The organism is Actinomadura sp. KC216 (genome assembly GCF_004348535.1).
Lineage (GTDB): Bacteria > Actinomycetota > Actinomycetes > Streptosporangiales > Streptosporangiaceae > Spirillospora.
In genome coordinates this window covers 1-11,053 of record NZ_SMJX01000273.1, presented here as the reverse complement: position 1 = coordinate 11,053, position 11,053 = coordinate 1, and the positions used below count along the sequence as shown (strand labels likewise).

Here is an 11,053-nt window from a genome sequence, read left to right as displayed (position 1 = left end):
ACGTACAACTCCCCCACCACACCCTCGGGCACCAACCGCAACGCCTCATCCAGCACATACGCATTCCGTCCCGCCAACGGACGACCGATGGGCGCCTCCGCCGAATCGAGGGGGTCGCTCATCGTGGCGCACACCGTCGTCTCGGTGGGGCCATAGGCGTTGATGAGACGGCGGTCCTGGCCCCACCGCGCTGCCAGGTGAGCCGGGCATTCCTCGCCCGCCACGACGATCGTCGTGCCGGGCAGGTCCTCGGGCGCCATGGCGAGCAGCGCCGAAGGAGGCAGCGTGACGTGCGTGACGCCGAACCGCTCGACGATGCGGACGAGATCGTCGCCGGGAAGGATGCGCTCGCCGTCGGAGCAGACGAGCGCGGCCCCGGCCAGAAGGGTCACCCAGATTTCGGAGACCGAGGCATCGAAGCTCAGCGAGGCGAATTGCAGCACCCGGGCATCAGGGCCGAGAGCAAAGCGGGCGGACTGTTCCCGTACCAGCGTTTCGACGCCCGCGTGCGACACGGCAACGCCTTTGGGAACTCCGCTTGATCCGGAGGTGTAAACGACGTACGCCAAATTGTCCGCTGAGATATCCGGTTCTTCGGGGCGGTGCTCCGTGCGATCAGCTTTGCGTTCATCCCCGTCCACGCCTGGCGGGAGCGTGAACACGGGCAGGGTGGCGGCCACTTCGATGCCCAGGTCGGCGCCGTCGCCGATGACGAGCTGGGGCGTCGCGCTGTCGAGGATGAACTTGAGGCGGTCCGGCGGGTACGTGTGGTCGATCGCGAGGTAGGCGCCCCCGGCCCGCGTCACGGCGATCATGGCGATGATGCTGCGCACCGGGTTTCGCACTCTGATCGCGACGAGGCTCTCGGGTCCGATGCCGCGCGCCGCCAGGCTGCCGGAAAGGTGCCCTGAAAGCCGGTCGAGCTCGGCGAAGGTCAGTTGACCATCGGGCCCGATCAGTGCCGGCGCGCCGGGCCGGGATCTCACGACGCCGGCGAACAGTTCGGGGATCGTGCGCTGCGCGGGGAGGTCATCGTCGTTGCCGAGGTGCACGTGGGACCGCCGAGTCTCAGGCGCATGAGACATGGTCGATGACTCCAATCATCCGGCTCGGGAGTGACGCATTCTGGGCCGACAATTCCTGCCATTGACGCGCACGCTGCGCTTCACGCTAGCCTGTCGACCACACGGCCGCAATTCAAGGCACGCCGAGAACGGTGCGCGCGAATGCATCACAATGCGCCACGTGGGCGAGCGCCATTGTCATGGCCGCCCGCACGGGCCGGTGCACCACGCCGAATCAGTGCCGACATTGGCAGGCCACCGGCGGTGAAGTCAGGTCGCGCCAGGTCGGCGGACCGGTCGCGGAGAGGGCTGGGCAACTCGGGGAGGGCTGGGCAACTGCGGTGGATCCGCAGTTGCCCACTTGTCAGCGCCCCGTCACGTCTCCTGCATCCTCAGCGCAATTTCTTCGGCCTCCTCTGCCAACCTCAACCAGACCGAGGCGCAAGTCCGCGCCAGTTCGCTTACCATCCTTGCTTGATGTTGCGGTATCACTTCGGCCAGCTGCGCCTGGTGCTTCTGGAGGAAGGAGTGAAAGCTCAGGCTTCGCAGCAGGGCACGGCCCTTCTCGGTGCGTTTCAGTGAGGGATCCTTCATCAGGCGGTCCAGCGCCTTGCTAAAATCCTCGGTCGAACTCTCCTCGCGGAGCGGCTCGCCTTTTCGTCGGCCGGCGGCGCGCGGCTCGGAGGACTTCGTCCGGGCCCGCTGCTGCGAAGCGGACAGAGGTCCTTCGCCACGGTCAAGGCGGTTCCGTACGTCACGGACAGTGGCGGGTGAGATACCCGCTAATCGGGCGATCTCCCGGCTCGAAGCATTCGGCCTCTTCTCAATCCACTCGCTCGCCGTCACCCTGCCCAGCGCGCTGTCGACCGGCCTGCGCCGGCCGTCGCGGCCCACCCTGACCACCGCCTTCATCGCCTCTCCGCCGGCGGCCGTCCTGATCTCCTTGATGGTCTTGTCGGAGAGCCCGGCGACGGCGGCGATCGCGCGATCGGACCAGTCGGGGTGTGACCTGATGATGCGCCGGGCCGCCGCCGCCCGGTCCGCGGCGGAGAGGGGCAGCCCGTGCGCGACGTTCAACTTGACCGCGAGTACAAACGCATCCCGCTCATCACCGTCGAAGAAGCGTACGGCGATCTTGTCCTCACCGCGTAACCGCGCCGCCCTAAGCCTGTGCATTCCATCCACGACGCGCATCGTGGGCCGATGCACGATGATCGGCGGAAGCGTGTTGCCCGCTTCCGCCATGACGCGTATGTGTTCCAAGTCTTCTCTGTCAGAGCGTGGTGAGTCAGCGGGGAGCAGGTCGGAAATGAGCACCGTCTCTTCTGCCGAGAGTAACCAACCATCCCCTCCCCCCTGCTCATCACTGGATAGCCATTGGTGAGCCGCTTGGGATTCGGCTTGAGTACTCAGCGTATGCCTCCTGCTCAGCTACCTGCAGACGAGTTCGCCGATCGGAAAGTGGTCGTGAACCTCTCATCCTCCGGCCGCATTCGCACGGCACTCGCGGAGCCAGGGCTCGGGCAGCCCGGACCCACGGCCGGCCATGGCGGCCAGATGCTCGACGCTTTCGTGCCGTCTTCGTGACAAGCCCCGTCCGCTCGACGAGCACGACGGGCACGACGGGCTGATGGTTTCTACCGGCGGGAACGTGCGGATGGCACGCTGAGGCTTCTGGATCGCTCCATCTTGCGTGGTGGAGCCCGGAATGCTTCGGATCGCGGATATGCCCTGGCGGCGCGGGTCGGGGTGACAGCTCTCTCGCGATGCATGGAAACTCCTGCCTGGGGAGCACACAACTAGGCCGGGCCAAACATGCACTCCCCAGCATAGGAACCGGTATTGCCGGACGCAATGTTGACCTGTTGTGCCATACAGGAAACAGTAAGGAGAGCGGGCGGCTCACCATGCGGGCCGTGTCAATATTCCGGCTCCGGGGTCGGCGGTTTGTCCCTGCAAGTAGGCGCGGATGTCGGCGGCTCGCGGGTCGTCGACCTTCTCATAGAGCGCCAGCGCGGCCTCCCAGGATTCTCGCGCGTGCTCCGGCCGGCCGAGAGCGTGCAGGATCCGGCCCCGGCGGGCCAGGCCGTCGGCCTCGCCCCACCGTGAGCCGGCCAGCCGGCGGGCCCGCAGCGAGCGGTCGATGTGGTCGAGAGCCTGTTCCGGTTTCCCGAGGGCGGTGTAGGTCTCGGCCATCTTCGCCAGCGTCAGGCCCTGGCCGTCGTGGTTCTCGATCTCCTCGAAGATCTTCAGCGCCGCCTCAAGGACGTCGAGCGTCTCATCGTGCCGCCGCCGCCCATGGTGGACGTCCGCCAGGGTGAACATGGCCGACGCCTGGCCATGCCGATCACCGACCTCGCGGAAGAGGGAGAGGGCCTCGCGGGCGTGGTCGTACGCGATCTCCATCTGCTCGCGATCGACGGCGACGAACCCGAGCCCGGCCAGCGCCCACGCCTGACCGTGCCGGTCCCCGACGTCGCGTTGCAGGGACAGGGAATGCTCGAAGAGCTGCCGGGAGCGGTCGTATTGGCGCAGCCAGCGGTACCCTTCGGCCAGGCTGGTCTCCGCCCACCCTTGGGCACGGCGGTCGCCCGCGGCCCGGGTCGCCTTGTGCGCCAGCGTGGCCGTCGCCAGCCACAGGGCGCCGGGCTTGCGGAGGAGACGCAGGTAGTCGAACAGCGCGATGCCCATTTTCCAGGCCGTCTCGTACAGCCGATGGTCCACCGCCAGCCTGATGATCGACGCGAGGTTCGGTGCCTCCAGGTCGTACCAGCGCAGCGCGTGCTGGTCGGAGCTGAACGTCAGCGGGGTGATCCCGGGCGCCGGGGATCCCAGCTCCATCGGGCTCGGCCGGAAGGGCGCCAGGGCCCTGCTCCCGGCGGCGATGGAATGCAGGTACCAGTCCGCCAGGCGCCGTATCGCGGAATTCCTCTCCGCGGCGGCGCTTTCGGCCTCGACGCGTTCGGCGGCGTAAACCTGAAGCAGGTCATGGAAGCGGTACCTGCTGTGCGGAGCCCCTTCCAGCAGATGGACGAGGGCCAGTTTCTGCAGAATACGCCGGGCTTGAACCACGGACGTCCCGGCCAGCGCGGCGGCCGACTCCACGCTGATGTGCGGGCCGCGATGCAGGCCGAGCAACCGGAACATCCGCGCCTCATCGTCGCCCAGCTCGCGATACGACCATCCGAACACCGTCCGGACCGCGACGGAGTCGTCCACCTCCAGCGCGTCCAGCCGGTGCCGTTCCGCGGCGAGCTCGTCCACCAGTTCGTCGAGCGGGTGGTGGGGATGCGCCGCCACCCGCTCGGCGGCAATTCTCAGCGCCAGGGGCAGGTGCCCGCAGCGGCGCGCGAGGAGGGTCAGGGACGCCGTTTCCGCCCGGGCGCGGGCGTCGCCGACCGCGGCGCGGAGCACCGCCATGGACTCCTTCTCGGTCATCGGGCCGAGGGATATCCGTTCGACGGCCACCCGCATCGGCAGGCCGACGAGCCTCCTGCGGCTGGTCACGATCACCCCGCATCCCGCCGATCCGGGCAGCAGCGGCTCCACCTGCCCGGAGGACGCGGCGTTGTCCAGCACGACCAGGAGCTGCCGAGTGGCCAGCAACGAGCGATACACCTTCGCACGCTGCTCAAGCCCCTCCGGGATGTCCTGGGGTTGAATGCCGAGCGCGATCAGGAATTCCGCCAGCACCTCGCCCGGCTGTACCGGGCGGCCGTCCGGAGAGTAGCCCCGCAGGTCGGCGTACAGGCGGCCGTCGGCATAGCTCTCCTCGCCGGACCCGCCGATGTCGTGGGCGCAGCGGAGCGCGGCCGCGGTCTTGCCGGCGCCGGGTGGACCCTCGATGGCCACGATCGCCGGCGCTCCCGGCGGGGCCTCGCCGGTCGGCGGGATACGGCCATTGAGGACGTCGGCCATCCGTCGCATCTGACTCTTCCTGCCGACGAATCCCGCGGGCGGCGCGGGAAGCTGAGCGGGACGCCGCTTCTTCCCCACCGCCGCCAGCGCCATCAGCGCGCCATCGGCCTCCAGCGCCTCGTCGCAGCGCCTGACCAGGTCGGCGGAGGGCGGGGCGCCATGCCTGATCTTGCTCAACCAGCTCGGATGGTAGCCGGTGAGCTCTGCCAGCCTCCGCCAGGACAGGCGACGCCTGGCCAGCAGCCGCTCCAGCTCGTCAACGAACACCGAAGCCATGCCATCCCCCGGGGCGTTCAGTCATTCGCTCCCTTCGCGCGGCAGGGAGCGTTGGAAGGAACTGCGGTAGGGGGTCGGATCAGTGTCGTGAATGCCCGCTGCGCGAGGCAAGGAAGATCAGGTATGCCGTGAGGAGTCCCACTGCGGCCACCTTGGACATCGCCGCGACGCCTACCCATTCGGCCAGCACGCCGCCCATCGGCGGGCCCAGGACCTTACCGAGGTCCAGGCCCATGTGCAGGAAGGCCGAGACCAGGCCGTGGGGCTGGTCCTTGGCGCCCTCGAACGCCGTCGCGGCCTCGTCTTCAGCGGGTGAGCCGCCGGGCTAGGCGAGCTTCTCCGGCTCGGCCGCTTCGGCGGCCTCGCCGCCGGCGCTCTCCGCTAGCCGGTCGGCGGTGCGCTGCAGGTGGCGGGTCATGATGGCGCGGGCCCGTTCGAGGTCGCGCTGCTCGATGCATCTCGATCGCCGGGTTGTGGGTGGACGAGGCGACCCGCACATGGAACTCGGCGGACGTGGCCATCGTGTAGGTGCCGTCCTCCAGCGCGTCCAGGCCGCGCTCGACGAGCGACGGCAGCTCGGCGATGTCCTCCTCGGTCGCGCGCTCCACCACCAGCGGCAGGATGCCCAGCTCGAAGATCAGGCGGGCCTCGGTGACGTCGCCGCCGGTCATCGGCGCCAGCGTCATCAGCTCGGCGAGCCCCTCCCCGACCCGCTCGCTGGAGGGCTTGGTGACGAAGGCGCCGCCGCGGGCGCCGACGCGGATGTCCACCAGCCCGCCGGCCTCAAGGACGCGCAGCGCCTCGCGGACCGTCACCCGGCTGACCCCGAACCGCTGGCACAGGCTGCGCTCGCTGGGCAGCCGGTCGCCGGGGACGAGCTTGCCCTCCCTGATCAGCGCCCGCATCTGCGCCACGATGACCTCGGAGATGCCGCCGACGCTGACCGGGCTGAACAGGTCCGCGGTGCTCTTCTCGCCGGAGGCGATCGCCTCTGATCCGTGCGGAACCGCAGGTTATCCAGTGGGTGGTCTAATAGACCGTTCTCATACCAACAAACTGAGGAGGGTGGCTCGTGCGGGCACGCGGCGGGGTGGCGATCGAGGACCTGGAGGCTCTGCGCGTCCCGCTGACCGGCTACTGCTACCGGCTCCTCGGCTCGTCCGCCGACACGGACGACGCGGTCCAGGAGACCCTGATCCGGGCGTCGGCCAAGCGGGACCAGTACGACCCGGGCAGGGCCCGGCTCAGCACCTGGGTCCACCGGAACGCGACCAACGTCTGCATCGACATGCTGCGGGCGGCGAAGCGCCGCGCCCTGGTCGTGGACGTGGCCTCGGCGACCCGGGGCCCGGACCTCGGCGCCCCGCTCCCCCCGGAGACGTGGGTGGAGCCCATGCCCGATTCGCGGCTGATCGACGGCCAGAACCCGGATGACGTCGTCCTGGCGCGGGAATCGGTCCGGCTGGCGTTCATCGCGGCGCTCCAGCATCTCGCTCCCCGGCAGCGCGCCGTCCTGGTGCTCCGCGACGTCCTGGTGTTCACCGCCCAGGAGACCGCGGAGATCCTCGGCACCACCGTCCCCGCGGTGAACAGCGCCCTGCAGCGCGCGCGGGCCACCCTCGCCGCGAACCGTCCCGACCCGTTCGACCTCTACGACCCCGACGACGCCGCGCAGCGCGATCTGCTCCGCCGCTACGTGGCCGCGTTCGAGTCCCACGACATCGCCGGGCTGACCGCGGTGATGCGCGAGGACGCCGTGGCCTCGATGCCGCCGTTCCCGTGGCGGATGGACGGCGCGCGGACGATCGCCGCGCTCGCCGGGTCCAGCGACTCCTGCGCGGGCGCGCGGCTGGTCCCCTGCCGCATCAACGGGGCCCCGGGGTTCGGGCAGTACCGGCCCGGCGACGGCGGCGTCCTGCATCCGTTCGCCCTCGTGTCGGTCGACATACGGGACGGGCGCCTCACCCAGATGATCACCTTCCTCGGCACCCAGGGCCGGTTCGCCGAGTTCGGCCTCCCCGCGTCCCTCCGGGCCGGGGAGGAGGTCACCGTCTGAGCGATGAGTTCCCGCGCGCCGCGTCGTACAAGCCGGTGAACACCCGACGACGCGGAAGGACACAGCGCGATGGAAACGTCCACGGCCCACCTGACCACCGAGACGCGGGCGGAGCGCACGCGGCTCGCGGGCCTCTTCGCCGACCTCGCGCCAGAGCAGTGGGACGCCCCCTCCCTCTGCGACGGCTGGCGGGTCCGCGAGGTGATCGCCCACATGACGATGCCGTTCCGGACCAAGCCCCTCGGGCTCGTGACGGGCCTGGTCCGGGCCCGGTTCTCGTTCAACCGGTACGCCGACCGGGACGCCCGGTCGGCGGCCCGGGCGATGAGCGAGGCCGACCTCCTCGGCCTTCTCCGCCGCAACATCGAGCACCCCTGGCGGCCGCCCGGCGGCGGGCAGGCGGGCGCCCTCAGCCACGACGTCATCCACGGCCTCGACGTGACCGAACCGCTGGGCCTCCCCTCACCGCCGGCCGAGCGCGTCGCGCTGGTCCTGGGATCGGCCGCCGACAAGCAGCTGAAGTTCTTCGGCGTCGACCTCGCCGGACGGAGACTGGTCGCCACCGACGCGGACGCCTCCGTCGGCGACGGACCCGCCGTCGTGGCGCTGCCCGCCAAGGAGATCCTCCTGGTGATCACCGGCCGCCGCGCCCTCGACGAGGCCCGGACAACGCCCCGCTGACGCGATCCGCCCCCGGCCGGGAGCCTCAGGAGGATCGGGCGGCGAGCTCGGCCAGGCCAGGGGCGCCGGACGGCGCGCGCAGCGCGATCTCCTCGCCGTCGCGGGTGGTCAGCCCGACGCCGTAGAGCCCGGCGGGACCGTCGACGAACCGCAGCGGAAGCGCGGCGAAGGTCTCGGCGCCGACGTGCTCCTCCAGCTCGGCCGGATCGCCGCCCACCTCCAGCCAGCCGATCCCGCGCAGCGGACGCTCGTGGTCCATGGGCGCGCGGCGCGCCGGATGCCGCGCCATGTCCTCGTGGAAGTAGAAATTCGGCAGCCCCCGCCCCCAGGTCACCGCGACGTTCCCCGGGGCCATGGCCGTGCTCCAGGTCGAGCCGTCCGGCCGGCGGGCGCCGGGCGCCGTGACCACCTCGCCGCCGAAGCGCCGCGCGACCTCCTCGAGGTCCGCGCGGCTGCGAGCCCGCAGGTTCCAGCTCATCCAGTGGTCGCCGCGGCGGGTCGTCTGCTCGAACCAGTCGCGGAACGCGCCGACCCCGGGCGGCAGCTCGGCGTGGTGGTCGATGACCGACTCGACGTTGACGTAGGCGTCGCCCGGCAGCGGGATGGTGCGGTGGGCGGTCGGGACGGCGTCCAGCCATCCGCCCTCGTGGCAGCGCAGCCCGGTCTCGCCGCGCAGCCGCTCGGCACTGGCGTACAGGTGCCGCACACCGAGCGTGAAGTGGTCCAGGTCGTAGACGGCCATGAGCGCCCTCCGGCATAATATGCCTTGCTATCAAAATAGATTTGAAAGCAACACTAAATCTCGGAGGGTTTCGATGTCAACCGACGGCCCGACCGTCGACGAGGGCGTGCGCGAGATGATCCGGTTGATGCCGCGGCTGATGGCGCGCGCCAAGCGGATGCCGGTCCCGGAGCGGCTGCGCGACTTCGCGCTCACGCCCCGGCACCTCTCGCTGCTGGCGCTGCTGCTCTACGACGAGTCCGCCACGGTCAAGCGGCTCGCCGAGCAGCTCCAGCTCGCCTCGACGACGGTCAGCCTGATGGTCGGGGACCTGAGCCGGCAGAACATCCTGGAACGGCGCGAGGACGAGCACGACCGCCGCCGGACGATCGTGACCATCGCCGGGGCCCACCGTCCCGCGATCGAGGCCTGGCTGGGCGCGGGGGCGGCGGCCTGGCGCACCGCGCTCGAGCCGCTGTCCCCGGCCGAGCGGCGGCTGGTGATCAACGCCCTGCTCACCTACGAACGCGAAACGATGGCCCTGACCCGCCAGCCCGACTGACCCGGGCCGGCGTGACGGCCGGTACTACGCGCGGCGGCGGGACGGGCCCTGGCCACCGGCGAGGCTTGCGCCCCGACCAGTGCCCCACTGCCAGGGCCCGGGTATCACTCCGAAGCGGACGGCGACCGGGTCAGAAGCCGCGGACGGACGCGACGGAGAATGGCAGTTGCGGGGTGCCCGGTCCCGTGGGGCCGCCCTTGTCGAACTGCGAGCGGACCACGTACAGCTTCCCGTTCTTCCGCAGCAGGGTCGTCGGGGTCTGCAGCGCCGGGTCGGTGAGCCGCCCGGTCATCCGGGCCTCACGGCCGTCCGAGCCGATGCGCCACCTGCTGATCGCGTAGGCGTTCGCGATGGGGTGGGCCACCCACAGCGTGCCGTGCTGCAGTTCCATGCCGTCGCCCGTGAGGATGCTTCCGCCGCTCAGGGCCACCTTGTCGACCTCCCCGGAGGGCAGGGCGATGCGGTAGAGGTCGGCGCCGGTCATGTCCACGGTGAGCAGGTAGCGGCCCGATGGCTCGGCCACGATCCCGTTGAGGGTGATCGTGTTGGGCGCGTGCGGCTCCACGACCTCCGACAGGTCGAAGGCGGGCGTGAGCGGCACCTCGCCGCCCTGCTCACCGGCCTCCGCGAGCTGCTCCGGCGTGACGCGGTAGACGATGGCCTGCCGGCTCTCGGTGATGTAGGCGGTGCCGTCCGGCGTGATGGCGACGTCGTTGACGAGGCGCGGGTCCTGGTTGGGGACGACGAACCGGGCCAGCAGGCGGCGGCTGGGAATGTCGTACACGGCGAGCCCGGTGAGGCGGTCCATCACCCACAGGCGCCTGGACCGGTCGACCTCCAGCCCGAGGGCCTGCGAGCGCCCGTCCCCGCGCGCGGGGAGGAACTCCTCGGCGACGCGCTGCCCGGGCCGGGCCCTGAAGATCGCGCCGCCCTCGAACGACCCGGTGTAGAGGTCGCCGGTGTGGGGGTCGGCGGCGATTCCCTCGGGGTAGACCCGGTCCCCCGGAATCTCGAACGCGGTGGAGATGCGGGCCCGCGCGTCGGCGGGGGTTCCTGCGGCCTGTGCGGCGGAGCCGACGAGCAGCGGTGCGGTGAGGGTCGCGACAACGAACACGTGTCGCCGAACTGTGCGGTACATGACCACCTTCTCCGTCAGTTTTCCCAGACGTCACGGCGGCGCTTCGCGTGCATTGCCGCCCCCTCCGTCTCTGTGGACGCAACGTAGAGACCCGTAGGGAACCGGAGGGTTTCCTACCAGGCAGGCCAAGTAGCCGGCAGGTCAGGGTCTACGTAATATGTAGATTGTCGGATGTCAGACATACTCTGGCAAGACCCGTCTTCAGGTCCCTCCGGGAGGGCGTCAGCAGGCCCTGTGCGGGCTGATCGGTTTTCCGGTGCCGTGCAGGTAGCGCGCCGTCGCGCCGGTGCCGCCGAAGGCGACGGCCATCCCGGTCGCGATGTGGTTCGCGGACGAGGTGGCCTGCCGCTCGACGTAGGCGCCGCACCCGTCCCGGCCGGTCTGGGCCGTCGCGGCCGAACTCCACGTCCCCGTGAACGAGCCGGACTGCCCATAGACCGAGACGGTCACCGTCCCGCAGCCCGAGCCATAGGTCCTGACCTGGGCGAAAGCGGTGTTGCCGAAATTGCCGTATCTGACGCGGTACAGGCAGGCCGTCTGCTTCAGCTGCGGGGTGAGCTCTGTCGACGCCCATTTGAAGGTGGTCACCGAGGGCCGCTCCTTGCCGGGCCTCGGCGTGGTCGCCGTCCCTCCGGCC

Annotated in this window: 11 protein-coding genes; 3 read left to right on the top strand and 8 right to left on the bottom strand. The window is 70.4% G+C overall.

Features of this window, described 5'->3' with window-relative positions; translation table 11 throughout:
• The 5 genes from E1264_RS32975 to E1264_RS32960 form a co-directional block, all read right to left on the bottom strand.
• Window positions 1-1,052 (bottom strand): AMP-binding protein (locus E1264_RS32975; protein ID WP_165964496.1); only part of this gene is annotated, 1,052 nt, incomplete at its 3' end.
• Between the two features lie 387 nt (window positions 1,053-1,439).
• Window positions 1,440-2,381: a ParB/RepB/Spo0J family partition protein gene (locus E1264_RS32970; protein WP_132179771.1), complete on the bottom strand. Its 942-nt coding sequence runs from the start codon at window positions 2,379-2,381 to the stop codon at window positions 1,440-1,442.
• A 585-nt stretch (window positions 2,382-2,966) separates the two neighbouring features.
• Complete coding sequence (locus E1264_RS32965) at window positions 2,967-5,258, bottom strand: tetratricopeptide repeat protein (RefSeq protein ID WP_132179769.1); 2,292 nt, start codon at window positions 5,256-5,258, stop codon at window positions 2,967-2,969.
• 79 nt (window positions 5,259-5,337) lie between these two features.
• Window positions 5,338-5,493 (bottom strand): hypothetical protein, encoded by a 156-nt coding sequence (locus E1264_RS44870; protein ID WP_207936547.1) that lies wholly within the window; start codon window positions 5,491-5,493, stop codon window positions 5,338-5,340.
• Window positions 5,494-5,563: 70 nt separating this feature from the next.
• Entirely contained in the window at window positions 5,564-6,172 is a 609-nt protein-coding gene (locus tag E1264_RS32960) for a GntR family transcriptional regulator (RefSeq protein WP_279491738.1), read from the bottom strand.
• 158 nt (window positions 6,173-6,330) lie between these two features.
• Here E1264_RS32960 and E1264_RS32955 point away from each other — a divergent pair, with 158 nt between their 5' ends.
• Both E1264_RS32955 and E1264_RS32950 read left to right on the top strand, forming a co-directional pair.
• Complete coding sequence (locus E1264_RS32955; protein ID WP_207936543.1) at window positions 6,331-7,314, top strand: RNA polymerase subunit sigma-70; 984 nt, start codon at window positions 6,331-6,333, stop codon at window positions 7,312-7,314.
• Window positions 7,315-7,383: 69 nt separating this feature from the next.
• The gene (locus E1264_RS32950) at window positions 7,384-7,995 is read left to right on the top strand and encodes a maleylpyruvate isomerase family mycothiol-dependent enzyme (protein ID WP_132179765.1); all 612 of its coding nucleotides are present in this window, start codon (window positions 7,384-7,386) and stop codon (window positions 7,993-7,995) included.
• 25 nt (window positions 7,996-8,020) lie between these two features.
• On the opposite strand, the gene E1264_RS32945 is transcribed toward E1264_RS32950, so the two are convergent.
• Window positions 8,021-8,737, bottom strand: a complete 717-nt coding sequence (locus E1264_RS32945) for a VOC family protein (RefSeq protein WP_132179763.1) — start codon at window positions 8,735-8,737, stop codon at window positions 8,021-8,023.
• A gap of 73 nt (window positions 8,738-8,810) precedes the next feature.
• Here E1264_RS32945 and E1264_RS32940 point away from each other — a divergent pair, with 73 nt between their 5' ends.
• A complete protein-coding gene (locus E1264_RS32940) occupies window positions 8,811-9,278 on the top strand; it encodes a MarR family transcriptional regulator (protein WP_132179761.1) in 468 nt (155 codons plus the stop codon).
• Window positions 9,279-9,408: 130 nt separating this feature from the next.
• Here the strand turns inward: E1264_RS32940 and E1264_RS32935 are convergent, their stop codons facing one another.
• Complete coding sequence (locus tag E1264_RS32935) at window positions 9,409-10,416, bottom strand: hypothetical protein (RefSeq protein WP_207936541.1); 1,008 nt, start codon at window positions 10,414-10,416, stop codon at window positions 9,409-9,411.
• A gap of 222 nt (window positions 10,417-10,638) precedes the next feature.
• On the bottom strand, window positions 10,639-11,053 hold a 415-nt coding region (locus E1264_RS32930; RefSeq protein ID WP_207936539.1), incomplete at its 5' end, for a hypothetical protein.

What these genes read in the sequence shown, in the direction of transcription:
- E1264_RS44870 (WP_207936547.1), bottom strand. Translation starts at nt 5,493, where the DNA reads ATGGGCCTGGACCTCGGTAAGGTCCTGGGCCCGCCGATGGGCGGCGTG.
- E1264_RS32945 (WP_132179763.1), bottom strand. Translation starts at nt 8,737, where the DNA reads ATGGCCGTCTACGACCTGGACCACTTCACGCTCGGTGTGCGGCACCTG.
- E1264_RS32965 (WP_132179769.1), bottom strand. Translation starts at nt 5,258, where the DNA reads ATGGCTTCGGTGTTCGTTGACGAGCTGGAGCGGCTGCTGGCCAGGCGT.
- E1264_RS32935 (WP_207936541.1), bottom strand. Translation starts at nt 10,416, where the DNA reads ATGTACCGCACAGTTCGGCGACACGTGTTCGTTGTCGCGACCCTCACC.
- E1264_RS32940 (WP_132179761.1), top strand. Translation starts at nt 8,811, where the DNA reads ATGTCAACCGACGGCCCGACCGTCGACGAGGGCGTGCGCGAGATGATC.
- E1264_RS32950 (WP_132179765.1), top strand. Translation starts at nt 7,384, where the DNA reads ATGGAAACGTCCACGGCCCACCTGACCACCGAGACGCGGGCGGAGCGC.